This window comes from Tropicimonas sp. IMCC34043, from assembly GCF_003390845.1.
Lineage (GTDB): Bacteria > Pseudomonadota > Alphaproteobacteria > Rhodobacterales > Rhodobacteraceae > Tropicimonas.
Genome location: NZ_QMEK01000001.1, coordinates 1,323,309 through 1,345,065, shown reverse-complemented (window position 1 = coordinate 1,345,065; position 21,757 = coordinate 1,323,309). Strand labels below are relative to the sequence as shown.

Genomic DNA, 21,757 nt, shown 5'->3' with positions numbered 1-21,757 from the left:
CCATGTGGACTGATCTCAAGACCTATCAGGCCGGCGTTGCCGACCGTTCCATCCTGTCGCTGTTCGAGGACAAGGGCCGCGCCGACGCCTTCTCGACGCGGGTCGGCGACCTGCTGTTCGATTTCTCGAAGACCAACATCGACGCCACAGCGCTCGATCTGTTGATCGCGCTGGCCGAAACCGCCGACGTTGCGGGCCGGCGCGAGGCGATGTTCACCGGCGAGAAGATCAACGAGACCGAGGGGAGGGCAGTGCTGCATACCGCACTGCGCAACCTCGATGGCGGGCCGGTGATGGTCGACGGTGCCGACGTGATGCCCGAGGTCCGGCATACCCTTGAACGGATGGAGGCATTCGCGACCGACGTGCGCACCGGCGCATTCCTCGGGCAAGGCGGCAACATCACCGATGTGGTCAACATCGGTATCGGCGGTTCGGACCTTGGCCCCGTCATGGCGACGCTGGCGCTTGCGCCCTATCACGACGGGCCGCGCTGCCATTTCGTGTCGAACGTCGATGGCGCCCATATCGCCGATGTTCTGGCGCCGCTCGATCCCCGCACCACGCTGGTGATCGTGGCATCGAAGACCTTCACCACCATCGAGACCATGACCAATGCCGAGGCCGCCAAGGCATGGATGGCCGGCAAGGTCGACAATCCCGCGGGCCAGTTCGCCGCACTTTCGTCGAACCTCGATCTGACTGCCGCGTTTGGCATCGACCCGGCCCGCGTCTTCGGCTTCGCCGACTGGGTCGGCGGGCGCTATTCGATGTGGGGGCCGATCGGCCTGTCGGTCATGCTGGCCGTCGGCGGCCCGGCCTTCCGCGACTTCCTGCGCGGCGCGCAGTCGATGGACCGGCATTTCCGCGAGACCGATCTGCGCGAGAACCTGCCGGTTCTGCTGGCGCTCGTCGGGATATGGCACCATCAGATCTGCGGCTATCCGACCCGCGCCGTGCTGCCCTATGAACAGCGGCTGATCCGGCTGCCCGCCTACCTTCAGCAGCTTGAGATGGAAAGCAACGGCAAGAGGGTGTCGATGGACGGGGCGGATCTGGAGGTCGTCTCGGGACCGGTGGTCTGGGGCGAGCCCGGCACCAACGGTCAGCACGCCTTCTATCAACTGATCCATCAGGGAACCGGCGTCGTTCCCTGCGAATTCATGGTCGCAGCCCGTGGCCACGAACGCGAGCTTGCCCACATGCACCGGCTGCTGGTTGCCAATTGTCTGGCGCAATCCGAGGCGCTGCTGCGCGGCCGGTCGCTGGAGGAAGCCACCGCGATCATGGCGGCCAAGGGGCTGGAGGGCGCCGAGCTGGAACGCCAGGCGCGCCATCGCGTGTTCCCGGGCAACCGGCCCTCGACCACGCTGGTCTATCCGCTGCTGACGCCCGAGGTCCTGGGCCAGATCGTGGCGCTTTACGAACACCGGGTCTTTGTCGAGGGCGTGATCCTTGGCATCAACAGCTTCGACCAATGGGGCGTCGAACTTGGCAAGGAACTGGCCAAGGCGCTGGAACCCGTTCTGTCGGGCGAGACCGGCACCGATGGCAAGGACGGTTCGACCGCCCAGCTTGTCGCCTATTATCGCTCAAGAGGCTGATCCGGCGGCAGCCATTGCGCCCATTCGATCCCGCTTTCCCGGACGAGTCCGCCGGGGAAGCGGAAGACAGGATTCGCACTGACGCATGGCATCCCGCCGCGATTTCGGCACGCGCGCGACAGAACATTCACTGGACTGAATGGGCCATCTCCGGGTAACGTCTTTCTCACATTGACGTGACTGTGCGAGAGGTTTGACATGTTCTTTCGATCTGTGATTGCGACTGCGTTGCTGGCCATCCCGGGGGCTGCAACAGCGGTTCCCTTGACCTTCACCATCAATGAGACCTTCGCCGGCTTCGGAGTGTTCGAGGGGAATTTTTCGGTCGCCGAAAGCTTCACCGGTAGTGTCGTTACCACGTCGGACATCGTCGGCTATCAGATGTACTATGGAAACGGCAGCCTCGGGTCGCCCAGCGGCTGGGGCGTCAGTGTCAAAAGTACATCGTCAGCAAACAACCCCTATTTCTCGATCAGGTACAACCTCGACGGCGCTCTCGGCGACGATGCGGACGAGTTCCTGAGCTTTGGCATCAGCGGAAGCGAGACCTGCTACAACGACGTTGAGGGGACCAGCAGCACGTTTCCCTGGGAGAGCAGTGCGTCCCTGACTGGCGTTTACATCGAAAGAGTTTATGAAGAACCGCCCTATGGGTGCTCGGTCGTGGTTGCCGTGGCGGATTCCTTTCCAAAGGCGGTGCTCCCCGTTGACGGGATGATCTATACGCCGCCGCCTGTCCCGCTGCCGGCAGGGGGCGCGCTGCTGCTGGTGCCGCTGCTGGGCCTCGCGCTTCTGGGGCGGAAGCGCTCTTGATCTTGCCCCTCGGCTTGGCGAACCGGCCGGGCTGCTCCGCTGCGCCGCAGACGCGCTCGCCCCGAGAAGGACAGGGCAAGCGCGATCACGGCCTCGGTAGCCCCCCCGCGCGCGCCGAGGGGCGGGACGGCAGATGACGGACCCGCCCGGTGCGGCGTGCTGCGCTAAAGTCCGACGGCGCGTTCCAACGCCTCGATCCGCCGGTTGATCTGGTGAAGCTCTGCCCGGGCCTCGCGCTCGGGCATGAAGTTGCACGCCGACTGATCGTCCAACATCTGGCGAAGCACGCCCTCGAATCCTGGATCGGCCTTGAGACGGTCGTTGATGCGGCGCAGCAATGCGTGATGCGTCGGGCGCGCGCGAAGGTTGATCTGTTTTGTCTCGATCATGGTAAAACTGGTAACATCCTGTACTTGAAACATGGGTTGGGACCTCAATGTCCGTAATGAAACACGCGTAGAAATAGCATAAAGTTGTATGGGTACTATGTCCGGAATACCGGACTTCCCGGGGCCGGTAGACCAGGGAATTTGCCAGAATTTCCTGTGTTTAGAAACAATCAGAAGGCGCGAAAGGTCATCGTTGTCAGGGTCCGTTCGATCCCTGCGATGTCCGCGACATGCTCGTTGATGAAATGCCCGACGTCGCTGTCGTCGGGGACATAGACCTTCATCAGCAGGTCAAACTCGCCCGAGGTCGAATACAGTTCAGAGTGAAGTTCCTTCAGCGCCAGGGCATCCGCCACCTTGTAGGTATGTCCGGGGGTGCAGCGGATCTGGACGAACACGCATTGGGTCATGGCGGGGCTTCCTCTTCCAAATGTCTGCACACCAAACGCGCAACCGCCCGCAAGATCAAGGCGTCGCCTTCTGCCCGGCGCTAGTCGGTGTCGATCGGCTGCTTGTCCGGGCTGACCGAGTCGTAGGCGGCCCAGCCGTACTTGCCGCCGGTCGGCGGCAGCTCGCTTGGCTTGACGTCGCGGTGCAGGTGCGCCTTGGCGACGAAATTGGCGGTGATCGGCGCGGTGATGAACAGGAACACCGTAATCAGCAGCTCGTGCAGCGAAATCTTGTCCTGGAACACCGCGAAATAGATCATCGCCGCGATCAGCACTCCGCCGACGCCAATCGTTGTGGCCTTGGTCGGCGCGTGCAGCCGCCGCATGGTATCGTCGAGCTTGAGCAGGCCATAGCTGCCCAGAAACCCGAAGATGCCGGCGATCACCAGCAACGCTGAGATGACGATTTGTGCAAGAAGCTCCATGTCTTCCTCACTCGATGATGTTGCCGCGCAGGATGAAGCGGCAATAGGCGACGGTTGAAACGAATCCGAACATGGCGATCAGCAGCGAGACCTCGAAATAGACTGCCGTGCCCTCGAGCAGGCCGTAGATGTTCAGCAAGGCGATGGCGTTGACGACCATGGTGTCGAGCGCCAGGATCCGGTCGACCACCCCCGGCGCGACGCCGATCCGCCAGACGTTGAGCAGCAGCGCCACCGAAAAGCAGGTCGCCGCGAACCAGAGCGCATAGGTTATCATTCGAAGATCTCCTTCAGCCGTCTCTCATAGCGGTGCTTGATCTCGTCGCGGACCGCGTCGGGATCCGCGGCATCGAGGCAATGGACCAGCAGGCAGGTCGCATCGGCCGACAGCATCGCCGTAACCGTGCCCGGTGTCATGGTGATCGTGCCCGCCAGCACCGTGATCGCCTCGGGCGAGTTGAGATCGAGCGGGACCACGATCCAGTGGCTGCGGATCTTGCGGTTCGGCCGGAACAACACCACCCGCGCCACAGTGATGTTCGCAAGGCAGATGTCCCAGATCACGATCAGCAGATAGGAGGCGATCCGCAGCGGGCGGCGGAAACTGGGACGATTCGGCCAGAACGGCTGCGTGATGCCCGGGATCGCGATGCCGAGGATGAGGCCCAGCAGCACGTTGCCCGGGGTCACCTTGTTGACCAGCAACAGCCAGATCAGCACCAGAAACGCGGTCAGTTGCGGGTGCGGGAACAGTCTGTTCAGGATCCGTCCAAGCATCGGCTCACTCCTCCGCCGGCGGTGTGGCAAAGGCGCCCGGGCCCAGCACCGCCTCGACATAGGGGGTTCTGGCGCGAAGCTGCTGCGCGGTCGCCTCCAGCTCGCGCATCGCGGGGCCGGCGGCCAGCGTGAAGATCACCATCAGCGCCGGCGGGATGCAGGCCGCAGCCAGCGCGAGCGGGTTCAGCGGAAGCGCCGGAACCGGGTTGCCATCCTCGTCGAAATTGCCCGGATCGTGCCAGTTCGGGTCGAGCGGTTTCCAGAAATACCGGCTGCCGCGCAGGGTGAAGCCCACGATCAGCATCAGCGATGTCACAAGGATCACGCTCCAGATCAGCACCATGTGCGGGGTATTGCGGCTGGCGTCGAGGATCAGCAGCTTGCCGAGGAACCCGCTGAGCGGCGGCATCCCCGCGACGGCAATCGCGGCAATGAAGAACAGCGTGGCGACAAGCCCGCCCGGCGCCCGCGTCGTCGGCCCCTGGGCGTCGCGCACCAGATCGATGGCCAGAAACAGCGCTGCGGCGGCCAGCGTCGAATGCACCAGATAGAACAGCGCGGCCCCGGTGCCGGCGCTGGTGTTCAGCCCGATCGCGATCAGGAGCGTGCCCATCGAGGCCAGCACCGCAAAGGCCGCCTGCCGTGGCAATTGCTTGGCCCCCAGCACGCCGATCGAACCGACGACCAGCGACACAAGCGCCGAGGCCATCAGCAGTTCCGAAAAATAGCTGCCGACCGCCGGGACGTCGGCGCCGAACACCAGCGTGTACATCCGCAGGATCGCATAGGCGCCGACCTTGGTCAGGATGGCAAACAACGCCGCGACCGGGGCAGGGGCGTTGGCATAGGTGCCGGGCAGCCAGAACTGCACCGGAAAGGCCGCGGCCTTGATCGCGAAGACGATCAGCAAAAGCGTTGCGCCGACCATCATCAGCGCCTCGTCGCCGGGGGCAAGGCTGCGCACCTTGACCGCCATGTCGGCCATGTTGAGCGTGCCGGTGACGGCATAGAGCGTGCCCATGGCAAACAGGAACAGGGTCGACCCGGCGAGGTTCATCACCACATATTGCAGCCCCGAGCGCAGCCGCATGCCGCCGCCGCCGTGGATCATCAGCCCGTAGGAGGCGATCAGCAGCACCTCGAAGAACACGAACAGGTTGAAGGCATCGCCGGTCAGGAAGGCGCCGTTGATCCCCATGAGCTGGAACGAGAACAGCGGGTGGAAATGCCATCCCCGGCCGTCCCAGCCGCTGCCGATGGCGTATAGCACGACGCCAAGGCCCAGCCCCGAGGTCAGCAGCAGCATGGTTGCCGACAGCCGGTCGAGCACCAGCACGATCCCGAACGGCGGCTGCCAGTTGCCAAGCTTGTAGACCTCGATGGTGCCGTCCGAGGCAAGCCAGTAAAGCCCGGCAGCAATCGCGACCAGCGCGACGCTGCCCGCGACCGAAAACACCCGCTGCAGCACCAGATCGTGGCGCATTGCCATGACCATCAGCGCGGCCAGCATTGCCGGCAGCAGCACCGGGGCGACGATCCAGTGGTTCATGACGGATCCCCCTCGGCGCGGTCAGAGTTCGGGGCTTCGCCCTCCGTCTCCGGCACGGGGAACTCGTCGGTGTCGATCTCGCCGGGGTTGCCCGCCAGATCGATCCTGTCGCTGTCGGCTTCGAGGTAACCGCCAAGCGCGATCAGCACCACGACCGCGGTCATCCCGAACGAAATCACGATTGCTGTCAGCACCAGCGCCTGGGGCAGCGGGTCGGTATAGCCTTCGGCGTATTTCGAATAGATCGGCGGCAGGTTGATGGCGAGCCTGCCGCTGGCAAACAGGAACAGGTTGACCGCATAGGTCAGCAGCGCGGTTCCGATGATGACCGAGAAGCTGCGCAGCCGCAGCATCAGATAGGTTCCGGCTGCCGTCTGCAGGCCGATGACAAGGGCGAGAAGCGCTTCCATGTCAGCCGTTCTCCTGCGTGGTCTCGGTCGGGTGGGACGGGTCGAAATCCATTGGTGTCACGTTGACCGTCTCGCCGGTACGCCGGGCGATCCGGCTCAGGCAGTAGAGCGCCAGCATCACCGCGCCGACGACCGCAAGGAACACCCCGAGGTCGAACGCCATGGCGGTTGCCAGCTCGAATTCCTCGATCGGTTCGATATGGACATAGCCATAGGCGCTGGTCAGGAACGGACGGCCGACGAACCAGGCGCCGATCCCGGTCAGCCCGGCGATCATCACCCCCCAGCCGATGAAGGTGTGATAGGCGAACTTCATCCGGTCCTGCGCCCAGGCAAAGCCCGAGGCCATGTATTGCATCAGAAGTGCGATGGCGACGACAAGCCCGGCGATGAAGCCGCCGCCCGGCTGGTTGTGGCCACGCAGGAAGATATAGACCCCGACCATCAGCACGATCGGCATCATCACCCGCGTCGCCACCACCATCATCAACGGGTGGCGATCGCGGGAATAGCGCTGCGTGACCTCCCAGTTGGCAAGCCGGCGTGAGGCGCGCCCGTTCATCAGCGCCTCCGCGAGGGCAAAGATCACCAACGCGGCAATCCCCAGCACGATGATCTCGCCAAAGGTGTCATAGCCGCGGAAATCGACAAGGATCACGTTGACCACATTGGTGCCGCCGCCGCCGGGTTTGGCGTTTTCCCAGTAATAGCCCGAGATGGTCGAGAAATCGCGGGTCATCAGCGCGAATGCCAGCCCGCCCACCGCGAGCCCTGCCGCAATCGCGATGGCGCCGTCGCGACCGCGCCGGGCCCAGCTGGTTTCGCGCGGGGTGATCTTTGGCAGGAAGTGCAGCGCCAGCAGCAGCAGGATCAGTGTCACCACCTCGACCGTGACCTGGGTCATCGCCAGATCGGGCGCCGAGAACCGAACGAAGATCAGCGACACAACCAGCCCGTTGATCCCGATCAGCACCAGCACCAGCAGGCGCGAGCGGTGGAAGACGACGATGCTGGCCGTGGCGGCGATCACGAGGATCGTGCCGACGACGTCGATCAGGTCGACCGGCAGCATGTCGCGGGTTCCGGGCAGATAGTCGCCGGTGACAAAGGCAATGATCCCCGCAGCCACCGTGCCGGTGGCGAAGATCGCGACATAGCGGGTCAGCTGGCCGTCGTGCATGTGGTTGGCAATGGTGCCGCAGATATCGTGCGAGGTCTCGACCATGCGGTCAAAGATCCGCTTGGCATCGGGCTTCGGCAAGCTCTCCCAGAGCCGGTCGAGCGGGGTGAATGCCAGCAGAACGGCAAGGCCCCCCACGGTGGCGATGGCGCTCATCAGCAGCGCGGGTGTCAGGCCGTGCCAGACCTTCAGCGGATGCATGTGCAGATGCTGCCCGGTGATCGCATCGGCCACGATCTGCAGGAAGCTGCCGACCACCGCCTGGGGAAAGATCCCGATTGCCAGCACCAGTACCGACAGGAAGGCAGGCGCCGCCCAGAGCCCGAACCCCGGGTCGTGCGGTTTGTGCGGATAGTCGTCGCGCACCGGGCCAAGGAAGACATGCCCGATGTAACGGAACGAATAGGCCGCCGACAGCAGCGCTCCGATGGTGGCCAAAACCGGCACCAGCAGGCCGTTGCCGTCCCAGGTCGTGTGCGCCGCGGATTCGAGCATCATTTCCTTCGACAGGAACCCGTTGAAATAGGGGATGCCTGCCATCGACGCGGCCGTGATGATCGCCAGCGTCGCGGTGATCGGCATCAGGTGCCTCAGCCCGCCAAGCCGCTTGATCGACCGGGTATGGGTTTCGTGATCGACAATCCCCGCGGTCATGAACAGCGCGGCCTTGAAGATCGTGTGGTTGATGATGTGAAACCCCGCGGCCGTCGCCGCGGCCGTGGTGCCGAACCCCAGCAACATGGTGATCAGGCCAAGGTGGCTGACCGTCGAATAGGCCAGCAGCGCCTTGAGGTCGTCCTTGAAGATCGCGATCGCCGCGCCAAGCACCATGGTGACAAGGCCCGTGGTCGAGACGATGTAGAACCAGGCGTCGGTTCCAGACAGCACCGGCCACAGCCGCGCCATCAGGAACAGCCCCGCCTTCACCATGGTTGCCGAATGCAGATAGGCCGACACCGGCGTTGGTGCTGCCATCGCGTGCGGCAGCCAGAAATGGAACGGGAACTGCGCCGACTTGGTGAAGGCGCCGAGCAGGATCAGGATCAGCATCGGCAGATAAAGCGGCGAGGCCTGGATCGCCTCGCGCCGCTGCAGGATGTCGGTCAGGTCATAGGATCCCGCCGCCTCGCCCAGCAGCAGCATCCCCGCGATCAGGGCAAGCCCGCCCATGCCGGTGACGGCCAGCGCCATACGCGCGCCTTGCCGGCCATCCGGCGTATGTTTCCAATAACCGATCAGCAGGAACGAACTCAGCGAGGTCAGTTCCCAGAAAACCACCATCATCAGCACGTTGTCGGACAACACGATGCCCAGCATCGCGCCCTGAAAAAGCATCAGATAGACATAGAACTGCCCCATCGGGTCAGAGCGCGACAGATAGAACCGGGCATAGAGGATGATCAGCATCCCGATCCCGAGGATCATGGTGGCGAACAGAAACCCCAGTCCGTCGAGCCGGAAGTTGGCGTTGAGCCCCAGCATCGGCATCCAGTTGATGCGGAAGCTGTAGGTTTCGCCGTGCCAGACGGCAGGGGCCAGCGTCATCAGCAGGATGAAGGCGCTCAGCGTTGCCCAGCCGGCCGACATGGCGCAGGCATCGCGCCCGGCACGGATCATCAATCCGGGGAACACGGCGCCAATGAATGGAAGGGCTGCGATCAGTGCAAGGGTAACATCCAAATGCGCTGTCACGTCATCTCCCCATCTGGCTCGGACGGAAAGGCGCAAGCCCTTCCAGAAGTTGCCGTGCGGACGTTGCCGCACTATCCCCGCAAAGTACTTAGGGCCTCGCCGGGGAAAAGCCAACGCAGAGAACGCGCTGAACCGGTGCGGGACCCCGGATTTGCCGGCATCCCCCCGGGTCCGGCGGGAAGGACGGTTGCGTCGGCGCCGAATTGCCCGGAAATCCGTCGCATTCCGGACCGGCGCAAAGACGGGTCGAATTCGTACCGGGGTTCAGGGGGGCCGTCGGGCGACCGGACCCGGCCATCGTTGCGCAGGACGACCGCCTGACCGCCGTTCGGGCCAGACCGCGCTCGCACGGGGGGGCGTCGCAGTCGCCCAATGTCAGGATCCGCGGCTTCGGCGTAAGGTCAGCCACGGCGCCGAGGCAGACCGCGGGTCCCTGACCGATCTGCCGCTGGGCCTTGGCCCCCCCGGCGGCTCAGATCTGGACGATGGCGAGCTGAACGGCCTCGTGGCCCAGCACCGAACTGATATGGCCTGCGCCCGCTACATCCTCCATCCGCCAGATCCCGCCCGGCCCGATCTCGCGCACCTCGCCGTCGCCTGCCTCGATCCGCATCCGCCCGGCAAGGCAGAAGGCCACTTGGCGGGCCGGCGAGGGGTGTTGATCGCCGACCCAACCGGCCGGCAAGGTCAGGAACACCAGCGCCCGCGACGGTTCATAATCCGACAGCATCATCGGCGGGGCGGGCGGGGCGAAGTCGCCCTTGCGCATGGCAATCTGCCCCACGTTGAAATGCGAGACCCCCGCGTCATCCTCGGTCAGGTGAAGATACTCCAGGGTCATGCTCCGCCGCAGGCCGGGCTGAACCCGTCTTCGAGAACAAAGTCCCAGCCCTCTTCGTACCGGTCGCGCGCCGCCTCGGCCGCCGCGCCCTGGCCGCGGCGCTCGAACCGCGAATGGACCAGCACAACCTCGGTGCCACCGCTGCCGTCGGGGGCGAAGCCGATCTCGACCAGCGTTGCCTGCGCCGGGTCGCGCCCGACATACCAGTCCATGGCAAGGGTCCGGCCCGGATCCCAGACCGTGATCGTGGCCCAGTCCGCGCGGCTGCCGTCGTGACGTGTTTCGAAGACCTTGCCGCCGTTGCGTGGTTCGAGCTCTGCCGAAAGCGCCGGTTTGCCTTCGTTGGCCGACAGCGAGTGCGAGCCGAGCGGCCACCATTTTCCCAGCCGCGCGGTGAAGATCTCGAAGGCCCGCTCGGGCGAGACCGGGACCTTCAGCTTTTTCCGGATCGGAGCGATCGTTGCGATCATCGTATGTCCTCCCTGAGTGGATGAAGCGCCGCGAACCCAAAACGCGGTCCGTGCGGGGCATTTCCGCCCGGGGGACCTCCACTGCCGCGCGGCTCGCGGCCGCCGGTTCGAACCGGCGTTCTGACGCCACCGCCGCCCGACCGGTCTGGTGCCGGTCTCCGGGCTTCGGGGCTGTGCACAGTTTACGCGAAGTGCCGGCTTTCGTCACTGCCGGTGTTTTGCTGGCCTGGCCCGGTCCGGCTGCCCTTGAAGCCCCCCGAGGGCGGCACTAAGACTCTCGGATAACCGCAGTGGCGTTTGCCCGAGCAACCGCCCCCAAACGAGGCAGACCCCATGAAAGATCCCGTTGAGACCTACATGAACCTCGTCCCGATGGTCGTGGAACAGACCAGCCGCGGCGAGCGGGCCTACGACATCTTCTCGCGCCTGCTGAAAGAGCGCATCGTTTTCGTCAACGGACCGGTCCACGACGGGATGAGCCAGCTCGTCGTTGCCCAGCTTCTGCACCTCGAGGCCGAGAATCCCTCGAAGGAAATCTCGATGTATATCAACAGCCCCGGCGGCGTGGTGACGAGCGGGCTGTCGATCTATGACACAATGCAGTACATCAAGCCCAAGGTTTCCACCCTTGTGGTGGGTCAGGCGGCCTCGATGGGCTCGCTGCTGCTGACCGCGGGCGAAAAGGGAATGCGGTTCTCGCTGCCCAACAGCCGGATCATGGTGCACCAGCCCTCGGGAGGGTATCAGGGCCAGGCGACGGACATCATGATTCATGCCGCCGAGACCCAGAAGCTGAAGGACCGGCTCAATCAGATCTACGTGAGGCACACCGGCCAGCCGCTGAAGAAGGTCGAGGCAGCGCTCGAGCGCGACAACTTCATGTCGGCCGAAGATGCCAAGGAATTCGGCCTGATCGACGAGATCGTGGCAAGCCGGAAAACCGAGACCGACACGACCGAAAGCTGAAACCTTTGCATACCCCGGGGGCGACCGTAGGCTGCGGTTGGCCCCTGGGTCAATTCGGCATTGTACCCCGCTGGGGGCTGCCATAGTCTTTACAGGACGGGGCAGGAATATCGGCCCCCCGTGGCGCCGGCATTTCGGCGAGAAAAGCGGGCACGAGGCCCGAGAGGATTGGCATGGCGAACGCATCCGGTGGCGACAGCAAAAACACCCTTTACTGCTCTTTCTGCGGCAAGAGCCAGCATGAGGTGCGCAAGCTGATTGCCGGCCCGACGGTGTTCATCTGCGATGAATGCGTCGAGCTGTGTATGGACATTATCCGCGAGGAGACCAAGACGGCCGGGTTGAAATCCGCCGACGGGGTTCCCACGCCCAAGGAAATCTGCGCGGTCCTCGACGACTACGTGATCGGTCAGGTGCGGGCCAAACGGGTTCTGTCCGTGGCCGTGCACAACCACTACAAACGGCTCAATCATGCCGGCAAGTCCGCCGATATCGAGCTGCAGAAATCGAACATCCTGCTGATCGGACCGACCGGCTGCGGCAAGACCTATCTTGCCCAGACGCTGGCACGCATCCTCGACGTGCCGTTCACCATGGCCGATGCAACCACCCTGACCGAGGCCGGTTACGTGGGCGAGGATGTCGAGAACATCATTCTCAAGCTGTTGCAGGCGAGCGAATACAACGTCGAACGTGCGCAGCGCGGCATCGTCTATATCGACGAGGTCGACAAGATCACCCGCAAGTCCGACAATCCCTCGATCACCCGCGACGTATCGGGCGAGGGCGTGCAGCAGGCGCTTCTGAAGATCATGGAAGGCACCGTAGCCTCGGTGCCGCCGCAGGGCGGGCGCAAGCATCCCCAGCAGGAATTCCTGCAGGTCGATACCACCAACATCCTGTTCATCTGCGGCGGTGCCTTCTCGGGTCTCGACAAGATCATCGCCCAGCGGGGCAAGGGGTCGGCCATCGGCTTTGGCGCTGACGTCAAGGAAGAGGGCAACCAGGACGCCGGTCAGCTGTTCACCCAGCTCGAACCCGAGGACCTGTTGAAATTCGGCCTGATCCCGGAATTCGTCGGCCGCCTTCCGGTAATTGCGACGCTCGAGAACCTCGACGAGGACGCGCTCGTCACCATCCTGACCGAGCCGAAGAACGCCATCGTCAAGCAGTACCAGCGCCTGTTCGATCTCGAGGATGTTCAGCTTGCCTTCACCGACGACGCGCTTCGTGCGATTGCGCGCCGGGCGATCAACCGCAAGACCGGTGCGCGTGGCCTGCGTTCGATCATGGAAGACATCCTGCTCGACACGATGTTCGAACTACCGGGCCTTGAAGGCGTCGACGAAGTGGTGGTGAACGAAGAGGCCGCAACCTCGGCTGCGGCGCCGCTGCTGATCTATTCCGAGAACAACAACAAGGGCGCCACGGTCGGCTGACGACGGCTGGCGCCTCTGGTCCGGTTTTCCAATGAACCCGCCGTCCGGCCCCGGACGGCGGGTTTTTCCTTGTCGGTCGTCAGATGGGGGGCAGGCGTCAGTTCTGGCGGCCCGGCAGCCCATTGCCGGGGCACTCGTCGCCACAAACCGAGTCTGGACATACTAGAGGTGCAGTCCGTTGCGCCCGGCCAGATCGGTGAAGAACTGCCAGGCGACCCGGCCCGACCGGGCGCCGCGCGTGGCCTGCCATTCGATCGCTTCGGCGCGCAATGTCGCCTCGTCGATCGCAAGCCCATAGGCCGCACAATAGCCGCGGATCATTGCGAGGTATTCGTCCTGGCTGCAGGGATGGAACCCGAGCCACAGACCGAAGCGGTCTGACAGCGAGACCTTCTCCTCGGTCGCCTCGGAGGGGCTGATCGCGCTCGACCGTTCGTTCTCGATCATGTCGCGCGGCATCAGGTGGCGACGGTTCGAGGTGGCATAGAACAACACGTTATCGGGCCGCCCCTCGATCCCGCCGTCGAGCACCGCCTTCAGCGACTTGTAGTGCTGATCGTCGTGCGAAAACGACAGGTCATCGCAGAACAGCAGGAACCGATGCGTCGGGGCCGCGCGCAACAGCGCCAGCAGCCGCTGCAGCGAGGGCAGATCCTCGCGCTGCAGCTCGACAATCTTGAGATCCTCGCCAAGTTCGCGAACTTCGGCATGTACCGCCTTGACGAGGCTTGATTTTCCCATCCCGCGCGCGCCCCAGAGAAGGGCGTTGTTCGCAGGCAGCCCGCGGGCGAACTGCAGCGTGTTCTCGAGCAGGATCGTGCGCGCCAGATCGATGCCGATCAGCAGGTCGAGCGCGACCCGCGAGACCTTTGACACCGGTGCCAGACGGTCGGGGCCGGTGTGCCAGACAAAGGCCTCGGCCGCGTCGAAATCGGGCGCCCTGGCCGGGGCGGGCGCGATCCGTTCCAGCGCTGCCGCGATCCGGTCGAGTTCTTCGGCGGTGAAGTCCGTGGGCGTCACTTCGGTGCCTCCGCAGCCTCGTCTTCATCCTCGTCGTCATCGTCCAGACCGGCGGCGCGCAACGCCTCCTTGCGGCGCCTTTCGACACGGACCACGAGAAGGATCGAGATCTCGTAAAGCCCATAGACCACGGTGAACAGGATTACCTGGCTGACCACGTCGGGCGGCGTCAGCACGGCGGCCAGCGTCAGGATCCCGACGATGGCGTATTTGCGCATGTGGCGCAGCCCTGCGACGGAAACCAGCCCCGCCTGACCCATCAGCGTCAGCAGCACGGGCAACTGGAAGCAGAGGCCAAAGGCGATGATGAACTTGAGCGACAGATCGAGGCTTTCGCGCACGGAGCCGAGGAACACCGTCCGCAGCTCGGCGTTCTGGACGTCGGCGGGCATGTCCTGACCCGACAGGATCGCGGCAAGCGCTGGCACAGCATCGGAAAACCCGATGAAGAAGTTCATCGCCATCGGTGTGACCACCAGATGCGCAAAGGCTGCGCCGGCCAGGAACAGCGCCGGCGAGGCGATCAGGAACGGAAGGAACGCGGCGCGTTCGGATCTATAAAGGCCCGGCGCCACGAAGCGCCACATCTGAAAGCCGATATAGGGGAACGACAGGCCCAGTCCGAACACCATCGAGATCCGCACCAGCACGAAGAACTTTTCCTGCGGCGCGGTGAAGATCAGTTGCGGGTTCTCGCCGCGGGCACGCAGCACCTGGGCGATCGGCTCGACCAGAATGTCGAGGATCGGATTGGCGACGGTAAAGCAGATCAGCATCGCGACGACGAATGCCAGAACCGAATGGATCAGGCGGGTGCGCAACTCGGCCAGGTGCTCGACCAGCGGGGCCGAGCTGTCTTCGATCTCGTCGGTCTCGGGAGTGTCGTCGGCGCTCATGAAGGATGGCTCATGGCTTGTCGCCGCTGGCGGTCGGCACGGGGCCGGGGGCCGTTTCGGCGGGTGTTTCTGTCACTGTGGCCGAGGCGGCGGCGGCTGCATCGGCGGCGCGGGCGGCGGCGGCCTCGCGCAGGCTGCTGGTGGTCGCGGCGCGTTCCTCGGCAATCCTGGTGGTCTCGGGGCCGCGCGGGGCGGCAGGCTTGGCCGGGGTCGCCGATTCCTCGTCCGCCACCTCGTCGTCCTCGCCGAGCGGATCAAAGTCGAGGCTGGTCGCTTTCTTCAGCGCGTCGACGCCCATCGTCTTGGGCGAGCTCAGGTTGCGCAGGTCGCGGGCTATATCGCGGGCACCGGATTCGTCGGCCGCGTCTTCCATTGCCCGGGTGAATTCACGTGCCATGGCCCGCAGCCGGGCGGTCGTCCGTCCCAGTGTGCGGAACATCACCGGCAGGTCCTTTGGACCCACCACGATCAGCGCGACCACGCCGATCAGCAAAAGCTCGGTCCATCCTAGGTCGAACATATCGGATCAGCTCCGGCGCAACCGGCGCTCAGACCTTGTCCTTTTCGGCGGTTTCCATCGCGGTAACCCCGGGGGACTTCTCGGTGATCTTTTCGGGCGTCACATCGCGGGCCGCCTCGGCGGACTCATCCTCGATTTCCTTCTTGCCCTCGTTGACACCCTTCTTGAAGGCCGTGATGCCCTTTCCGACTTCGCCCATCAGCGACGAGACCTTGCCGCGTCCGAACAGGACCAGCACAACTACTGCAATCAGGATCAGGCCCATGGGGCCGATGTTATTCAGCATCTTCTTTCTCCCATCGCGGACCCGGGCCTTGAACCCGTCAACCGATCCGCCTGCGGTGGCGTCCAAAATTACTTATGGGTTTCGGGGAGGAGTTCAAAGCCCCAAACGCGGCAACGCGCGGGAAATTGCGCGGCGGAGCGGGACGGGCAATCAACCTTGGCACCCTGCCGGGAACACGTGACAGCGGTCACGGCGCAGGGTCAGCCACAGCGCCGTGCCACGTTTGGGCAGGAAGACCGCCGGCACCGTCGCCTTCAGGATCGTGCCGTCGTGTTCCATCCGGAACTCGATCAGGCTCTCGCGGCCCATGAAGCGGGCGCGTTCGACGATGCCGCGGGCCGCGACCCCGTCCGAGGGCGTTGCGAGCGGGCCGCGGCCCTGCCGGTCGAAGTCGATCCTCAGGTGCTGGGGGCGGATCACGATCTCGACCGCGGCGCCGTCGGGATGGCCCGGCGTCAGGAACCTGCCGAACGGCGTGTCGGTGAGCGCGCCCCGCGAAAACCCTTTCACGATGTTGATATCGCTGAAAAACCCTGCCGCCGCGCGATCGACGGGGTTGTTGTAGATGGAATAGGGCGCGCCCTGCTGAACGATCCGGCCAGCCCGCATCAGCGCGATCTCGTCGGCCATGCGCATCGCTTCGTCGGGTTCGTGGGTCACCAGCAGAACGGCCGTGTTCTCTTCCTTCAGAAGGCTGAGGGTGCGGTCGCGGATGTCGTCGCGCAGGCGGTTGTCGAGGCCCGAGAACGGTTCGTCCATCAGCATGATCGAGGGTCGCGGCGCAAGCGCGCGCACCAGCGCGACGCGCTGCTGTTCCCCGCCCGACAACTGGTGCGGATAGGCCTCGACGAAACTGCCCAGATCGACGCGTGCCAGCAATTCGACGACCCGGGCGCGGTTGGCACGGAGCCCGCCGTGCAGCCCGAAGGCCACGTTCTCGCCGACGCTCAAATGCGGGAACAGCGCGAAATCCTGAAACATCAGGCCGATGCCGCGGCGTTCGGGCGGCATGTGGCGGGTTTCGTCGGCAACGACCCTGCCGTCGACCAGAATCCGCCCCGTGGTCTGCCGGTCGACCCCGGCAACGATCCGCAGCGTGGTCGACTTGCCACAGCCCGAAGGACCGAGCAGGCAGGTCACCTGACCCGGCGCCACCGTCAGCGAGACGCCGGCGACCACGTCGCGGCCGTCGAAATGCCGGGTGATGGATAGAATCTCGAGGCGGGGTGGCGTGGGCACGGGCAAGTCTGTTGATTGTTTCGGTCAGGTTTAAGGTTGCCTAGCAGCGGGCCGCGAAGGCGGCAAGGGCCGTGGCACGAAAGCGCCGCTTTGCCCTGTGGCGCCGGCGCGCGCGATCGTGCCAGCTGGACGCTGGAAGGCGTTCGGTCGCGACCCCGTCGGCTGTCACAGCGCCGGTCCGGGGCGGATCCGGCTGCCATCCGAGAATCGACCGAACCGGAACCGGGTCAGGTCGTGGCCCAACTCGCCGCCCGCGATCAGGTCCGCCAGCACCCGGCCGACGCCGGGGCCGATGCCAAAGCCATGGCCGCTGAGCCCGGTGCCGATGGTCAGGCCCGGCAGGCGGTCGCAATGGTCGATGATCGGCACCACGTCGGGCATGGTGTCGATCATCCCGGCCCAGCAGGTTCTCAGCCGCACGGGGCCGAGCCTCGGGAACAGGTCGGCAAAGTTGCGGGCGAGCCTTGCAATGTTGCCGGGGTTCGGCGCCGGGTCCAGCACCCGCATCCGCTCGAACGGGCTTTCCTCGTCGCCCTGCCAGTGGCGTCTGGTTCCCCAGGCGTCGGGAAAGTGATGCGGCGCGGCCGGGCGCGGTCGCACGCTCAGCGGCTCGCTGCGCAACGTGGGCAGGTATTTCGAAGCCAGCCGGACCGCGTCGGGACCGAGGTAGAAATCCTGCGCCCCGGCACCGGCCAGCGTGAAGCCACCGTCGCGGCGCAGGCGAAAGGCGATGCGGTCGTCGGCGGCGGCACCGGCATGAACGCGCGCCAGTGGTTCGGTTGCAGCGACGGTCGAGCGCACCGAGAGTTGCGGGATCGCGATGCCATGGGCGCGCAGCAACAGCGAGGACCAGGCGCCTCCGGCAACCAGCACGGCGGGAGCGGCGATGCGGCCGGCCTCGGTCAGCACGCCCGCGACCCTTCCCGCCGCGGTGTCGATCAGGCGGGCTGCGCAGGATTCGATCACTGAGACGCCTTCGCGCGCAGCGAGGCGGGCAAGGGCGGGGACCGCGCACCAGGGCTCGGCCTTCATGTCCGAGGGCGTCGTCAGGGCCCCGGAAAAACGCCGCGAGGCGCCGGGGATCAACACGGCGGTCGCCGCCGCATCGAGGATCCGGGTGTCGAGCCCGTGGGCACGGGCGTGGGGTAGCCATGCCTCGAAGGCGGCAAGCTTGCGTTCGGTCGTGGCAAGATAGGTCACCCCGGCCTCGACAAGGCCGATGTCCTCGCCGGTCTCCGCGGCAAGCTGCTGCCACAACCGGCGCGATTCGATCATGATCGGCAGCTCATCCGGGTCGCGCCCCTGCTGTCGGATCCAGCCCCAGTTGCGCGAGGATTGTTCACCCGCGATCCGGCCCTTTTCGACCAGCACCACCCGCAGACCGCGGCGGGCCAGAAACAGCGCGGCCGTGACGCCCACCACGCCACCACCGATCACCACCACATCGGCCGCCTTGGGCGGCGGGCCGGGAAAGCTGACAGGACTGCCGGCATGGATTGGGAACGAGGTCATGAGGTCGGGCTTTCTCGCTGCAACGCCGCAACCTAGGCCGGGTCCGCGGGCGGTGGCAAGCCGGGGCGATTTGCCCGCTGCGATGGCTTCCGACCCTCTGCGGTCGCTGGCCAAATCCATGGCGCCGCGATAGCCTCGGCTTTCCGATCAACGCCAGCGGGACACCGGCCAGCCATGACAGATCAGATCAGGCGCGAAGAGCGTCAGCGCGGGCTGCGGGTCATGCGCTCTGTCGGCCCCTATCTGTGGCCGCCGGGCGAGACCGGCGTGAAGGTCCGTGTGGTGGTGGCGATGGTCGTCCTGATCGTGGCCAAGCTGATCGCGGTCACGGTGCCATTGTTCTACAAACAGGCAGTCGATGCGCTGGCGGGCGACACGCCGGGTGCTGCGACCATCCTGACGCTCGGGGCGGTCGGGCTGACGGTCGGCTATGGCATGGCGCGGCTGGGCAACCTGCTGTTCAGCGAACTGCGCGACGTGGTCTTTGCCCGGGTGGCGCAGGGCGCGCTGCGCAAGCTGGCGCTGCAGACCTTCCAGCACATCCACGCGCTGTCGCTGCGCTTTCACATCAGCCGCAAGACCGGGGCGCTGAGCCGGGTGATGGAGCGGGGGGTGAAGGGGGTGTCCTTCCTGCTGCGCTTCCTGCTGTTCTCGATCGGCCCGCTGGTGTTCGAACTGCTGTTGGTCGCGATCATCCTCGCGCGGCTGTTCGACTGGCGGTTCCTAGTGGTGCTGGCCGTCACCATCGGGCTCTATGTCTGGTTCACGCTGGCGATCACCGAATGGCGGGTGCGGATCCGCCGCCAGATGAACGATCAGGACAACGAGGCCAACCAGCGTGCGGTCGACTCGCTGCTGAACTTCGAGACCGTGGCCTATTTCGGTGCCGCCGGGCGCGAGGCCGCGCGCTATGATCAGGCGATGGAGGGCTATCAGGAGGCGGCGCTGAAGACCGCCTATTCGCTGGCCGCGATCAATGTCGGGCAGGGCCTGATTATCAACGCAGGGCTTGTGGCGGTGATGGTGATGGCGGCGCGGGGCGTTGCGGCGGGCACCCATACGGTCGGCGATTTCGTCATGGTCAACGCCTACATGCTGCAGATCATCGCGCCGCTCGGCTTTCTCGGCACGGTCTATCGCGAGATCCGCCAAAGCCTTGTCGACATGGGCGAGATGTTCGATCTTCTCGAACAGCCGGCCGAGATCGTCGACGCGCCGGATGCGCGGGCGCTGCAACCGCGGGGCGGGGCGGTCGCGCTCGAGGATGTGCATTTCGCCTATGACGCGGACCGGCCGATCCTGCACGGCGTGACCTTGCGGGTGCCCGCCGGCGGCAGCCTTGCCATCGTCGGGCCGACCGGGTCGGGCAAGTCGACCATCGGGCGGCTGTTGTTCCGGTTCTATGACGTGCAACAGGGCGCGGTGCTGATTGACGGCCAGGACGTGCGCGAGGTCACGCGCGAGAGCCTGCAGGCGGCAATCGGCGTCGTGCCGCAGGACACGGTGCTGTTCAACGACACGATCTTCTACAACATCGCCTATGGCCGGCCCGAAGCCTCGCGCGCCGAGGTCGAGGCAGCGGCGCGGGCGGCCGAGATCCACGATTTCATCGTCGGGCTGCCGCGCGGCTACGAAACCCAGGTGGGCGAGCGTGGCCTGAAGCTGTCGGGCGGCGAGAAACAGCGGGTGGGCATCGCCCGCACGATCCTGAAGAACCCGCCGATCCTGCTGCTCGACGAGGCGACATCGGCGCTCGACACCCGCACCGAGCAGGAGATCCAGAAGAGCCTTGCCGCGATGGGCCGGGGCCGGACCGTCATCATGATCGCGCACCGTCTGTCGACGGTCGTTGATGCCGACGAGATTGCGGTGCTGGACGCAGGCCGGGTGGTCGAGCGTGGCAGCCACGCCGCGCTGATGGCGCGCAACGGGCGCTATGCCGCGATGTGGACCGCGCAGCGCGCCGAGGCGGCGGGGGCGAGTGCGGCCTGACCTTGCCGGGCCCTGCGGGCTGGTTCCCACCGCGCGGGAGTGAGGGGAAGGGCTTGGATTGGTCGCAGTTCCGCGTTCATGCCTCCGGCATTGAGGCAGCGGCCGGTCGCTTCCCGCCCCGGCGCCGCGCTGATTTGCCGAGAAATGAGGTGCTGGCGGCGGGCGTTGCGGCACCTGCCGGGCGATTGTGTCGGCGCATGGGGCATCTGCGCGGCGCCGGGCGCAATTCGCGCCGGAAGCGAGCCGACCCTGCGGGGCGTCATTCGGCTGGCGAGAGGCTTTCGGGCAGGTTCAGCTGCAGCCACTGTTCGGCCGCGGCACGGCCCTTGGCGTGGCGGTCCATCACGCCGGGGTACGAGAAATCGTGGTCGCCGCTGCCCGGGGCGTGACCGGCATCGATGACGTTCACGTTGGCATAGGCACGGCGGCGCAGCATCCGTTGGGCGGCGGGCGAACCGCCAAGCTCGGGGTGGGTGCGCAGGGTTTCGGCCACCGCCCGGACCATCTGCCCGTGCTCGCGCAGCGCTTCGGCGCCGCCGAAATCCGCCTCGATCCGGTTCTCGTAGGTGATTTCCTTGACCCGGTTCTGGATCTCGAACAGCGTGCCCGGAACATCGTCGAGGATCGGGAACAGATTGATCACGAAGATCGGCAGGCTGTCGAGCTGATCCTCGTCGAGCATTTCCAGCAGCTGCGGCAGCGGCGTGTTCGAGAAGATCCCGCCATCCATATAGCTGTGCCCGTCGATTTCGGTCATCGGAAACCCCGGCGGCAGCGAGCCGCTGGCGAGGATGTGGCGGGCATCGAGGCGTCTCTCGACGTTCGAGAAATGTACGCCCGCGCCGTCCTCGACCCGTGTTGCGGTCACCGTCACCCGTTGCAGGGCAGGGTCGTTCAGCCTCTCCCAGTCGATCAGCGTGTCGAGCGTGGCATACATCGGTGCGACGGAATAAAGGCTGTCCCAGGCCGGCATGTGCCAATAATCGAGCCGCGGCTGGAAGAAGTTCGGCAGGCCCAGCATCGACATCTGCGCCTGTATCCGCGGGCTGACGAATGGCATCGCGGGCAGGGTGATCGACTGCCACAGCTGGTTCAGGCTTTCGACGATATCGCCCTCCCGGGCGCCGGCGATTGCGGCGGCATTGATCGCGCCGATGCTGACGCCCGCAATCGCAACCGGCCGCAGCCCGGCCTCGACCAGACGGGCCACCGCCCCCCATTCGTAGGCGCCAAGCGCGCCACCGCCCTGCAAGGCAAGTCCGATGTCCATCGCGGGCTCCTGTCATCG

General features: G+C 65.4%; 22 protein-coding genes. 5 read left to right on the top strand and 17 right to left on the bottom strand.

Annotation, left to right across the window (positions count from 1 at the left end; all coding sequences use genetic code 11):
- Positions 1-2: 2 nt before the first annotated feature.
- Both pgi and DQG17_RS06295 read left to right on the top strand, forming a co-directional pair.
- The gene (gene pgi, locus DQG17_RS06300; RefSeq protein ID WP_116131872.1) at positions 3-1,604 is read left to right on the top strand and encodes a glucose-6-phosphate isomerase; all 1,602 of its coding nucleotides are present in this window, start codon (positions 3-5) and stop codon (positions 1,602-1,604) included.
- Positions 1,605-1,802: 198 nt separating this feature from the next.
- The gene (locus DQG17_RS06295; RefSeq protein ID WP_116131871.1) at positions 1,803-2,417 is read left to right on the top strand and encodes a hypothetical protein; all 615 of its coding nucleotides are present in this window, start codon (positions 1,803-1,805) and stop codon (positions 2,415-2,417) included.
- 164 nt (positions 2,418-2,581) lie between these two features.
- Here DQG17_RS06295 and DQG17_RS06290 read toward each other — a convergent pair whose 3' ends face one another.
- From DQG17_RS06290 to DQG17_RS06245, 10 genes are all read right to left on the bottom strand, one after another.
- Positions 2,582-2,806, bottom strand: coding sequence for a hypothetical protein (locus DQG17_RS06290; RefSeq protein ID WP_116131870.1), 225 nt, complete (start codon positions 2,804-2,806; stop codon positions 2,582-2,584).
- Positions 2,807-2,976: 170 nt separating this feature from the next.
- Complete coding sequence (locus DQG17_RS06285; protein WP_116131869.1) at positions 2,977-3,216, bottom strand: Lrp/AsnC ligand binding domain-containing protein; 240 nt, start codon at positions 3,214-3,216, stop codon at positions 2,977-2,979.
- 80 nt (positions 3,217-3,296) lie between these two features.
- Positions 3,297-3,680: a Na+/H+ antiporter subunit G gene (locus DQG17_RS06280; protein ID WP_116131868.1), complete on the bottom strand. Its 384-nt coding sequence runs from the start codon at positions 3,678-3,680 to the stop codon at positions 3,297-3,299.
- A gap of 7 nt (positions 3,681-3,687) precedes the next feature.
- Positions 3,688-3,957: a K+/H+ antiporter subunit F gene (locus tag DQG17_RS06275; RefSeq protein WP_116131867.1), complete on the bottom strand. Its 270-nt coding sequence runs from the start codon at positions 3,955-3,957 to the stop codon at positions 3,688-3,690.
- Positions 3,954-4,457 (bottom strand): Na+/H+ antiporter subunit E, encoded by a 504-nt coding sequence (locus DQG17_RS06270; RefSeq protein ID WP_116131866.1) that lies wholly within the window; start codon positions 4,455-4,457, stop codon positions 3,954-3,956. The genes DQG17_RS06275 and DQG17_RS06270 overlap by 4 nt, the downstream gene beginning before the upstream one ends.
- A gap of 4 nt (positions 4,458-4,461) precedes the next feature.
- Positions 4,462-6,006: a monovalent cation/H+ antiporter subunit D gene (locus tag DQG17_RS06265; protein WP_116131865.1), complete on the bottom strand. Its 1,545-nt coding sequence runs from the start codon at positions 6,004-6,006 to the stop codon at positions 4,462-4,464.
- A complete protein-coding gene (locus DQG17_RS06260; protein WP_116131864.1) occupies positions 6,003-6,416 on the bottom strand; it encodes a Na+/H+ antiporter subunit C in 414 nt (137 codons plus the stop codon). Before DQG17_RS06260 ends, DQG17_RS06265 begins: the two co-directional genes overlap by 4 nt.
- A gap of 1 nt (position 6,417) precedes the next feature.
- A complete protein-coding gene (locus DQG17_RS06255; RefSeq protein ID WP_255415638.1) occupies positions 6,418-9,288 on the bottom strand; it encodes a monovalent cation/H+ antiporter subunit A in 2,871 nt (956 codons plus the stop codon).
- Positions 9,289-9,760: 472 nt separating this feature from the next.
- A complete protein-coding gene (locus tag DQG17_RS06250; RefSeq protein WP_116131862.1) occupies positions 9,761-10,129 on the bottom strand; it encodes a cupin domain-containing protein in 369 nt (122 codons plus the stop codon).
- Positions 10,126-10,599 (bottom strand): SRPBCC domain-containing protein, encoded by a 474-nt coding sequence (locus DQG17_RS06245; RefSeq protein ID WP_116131861.1) that lies wholly within the window; start codon positions 10,597-10,599, stop codon positions 10,126-10,128. Before DQG17_RS06245 ends, DQG17_RS06250 begins: the two co-directional genes overlap by 4 nt.
- Before the next feature lie 333 nt (positions 10,600-10,932).
- Here DQG17_RS06245 and DQG17_RS06240 point away from each other — a divergent pair, with 333 nt between their 5' ends.
- Both DQG17_RS06240 and clpX read left to right on the top strand, forming a co-directional pair.
- Complete coding sequence (locus DQG17_RS06240; RefSeq protein WP_116131860.1) at positions 10,933-11,565, top strand: ATP-dependent Clp protease proteolytic subunit; 633 nt, start codon at positions 10,933-10,935, stop codon at positions 11,563-11,565.
- Between the two features lie 173 nt (positions 11,566-11,738).
- Entirely contained in the window at positions 11,739-13,004 is a 1,266-nt protein-coding gene (gene clpX / locus DQG17_RS06235) for an ATP-dependent Clp protease ATP-binding subunit ClpX (RefSeq protein ID WP_116131859.1), read from the top strand.
- Positions 13,005-13,166: 162 nt separating this feature from the next.
- Here clpX and DQG17_RS06230 read toward each other — a convergent pair whose 3' ends face one another.
- The 6 genes from DQG17_RS06230 to DQG17_RS06205 all read right to left on the bottom strand — a co-directional run bounded on the left by DQG17_RS06230 (position 13,167) and on the right by DQG17_RS06205 (position 18,477).
- Positions 13,167-14,024, bottom strand: a complete 858-nt coding sequence (locus DQG17_RS06230) for an ATP-binding protein (protein WP_116131858.1) — start codon at positions 14,022-14,024, stop codon at positions 13,167-13,169.
- The gene (gene tatC / locus DQG17_RS06225; protein WP_116131857.1) at positions 14,021-14,920 is read right to left on the bottom strand and encodes a twin-arginine translocase subunit TatC; all 900 of its coding nucleotides are present in this window, start codon (positions 14,918-14,920) and stop codon (positions 14,021-14,023) included. The genes DQG17_RS06230 and tatC overlap by 4 nt, the downstream gene beginning before the upstream one ends.
- A gap of 10 nt (positions 14,921-14,930) precedes the next feature.
- Complete coding sequence (gene tatB / locus DQG17_RS06220) at positions 14,931-15,440, bottom strand: Sec-independent protein translocase protein TatB (protein WP_116131856.1); 510 nt, start codon at positions 15,438-15,440, stop codon at positions 14,931-14,933.
- Between the two features lie 28 nt (positions 15,441-15,468).
- Positions 15,469-15,726, bottom strand: coding sequence for a twin-arginine translocase TatA/TatE family subunit (locus DQG17_RS06215; protein ID WP_116132617.1), 258 nt, complete (start codon positions 15,724-15,726; stop codon positions 15,469-15,471).
- A gap of 150 nt (positions 15,727-15,876) precedes the next feature.
- Positions 15,877-16,965: an ABC transporter ATP-binding protein gene (locus DQG17_RS06210; RefSeq protein WP_116131855.1), complete on the bottom strand. Its 1,089-nt coding sequence runs from the start codon at positions 16,963-16,965 to the stop codon at positions 15,877-15,879.
- Positions 16,966-17,130: 165 nt separating this feature from the next.
- Positions 17,131-18,477, bottom strand: a complete 1,347-nt coding sequence (locus DQG17_RS06205; RefSeq protein WP_116131854.1) for an FAD-binding oxidoreductase — start codon at positions 18,475-18,477, stop codon at positions 17,131-17,133.
- 174 nt (positions 18,478-18,651) lie between these two features.
- Here DQG17_RS06205 and DQG17_RS06200 point away from each other — a divergent pair, with 174 nt between their 5' ends.
- On the top strand, positions 18,652-20,469 hold the full coding sequence (locus DQG17_RS06200; protein ID WP_232829340.1) for an ABC transporter ATP-binding protein/permease: 1,818 nt from the start codon (positions 18,652-18,654) through the stop codon (positions 20,467-20,469).
- Between the two features lie 259 nt (positions 20,470-20,728).
- Here the strand turns inward: DQG17_RS06200 and DQG17_RS06195 are convergent, their stop codons facing one another.
- Positions 20,729-21,739 carry a patatin-like phospholipase family protein gene (locus DQG17_RS06195; protein WP_116131853.1) on the bottom strand — a complete coding sequence of 337 codons (1,011 nt, stop codon included), beginning with the start codon at positions 21,737-21,739 and terminating at the stop codon, positions 20,729-20,731.
- Positions 21,740-21,757: the final 18 nt, after the last annotated feature.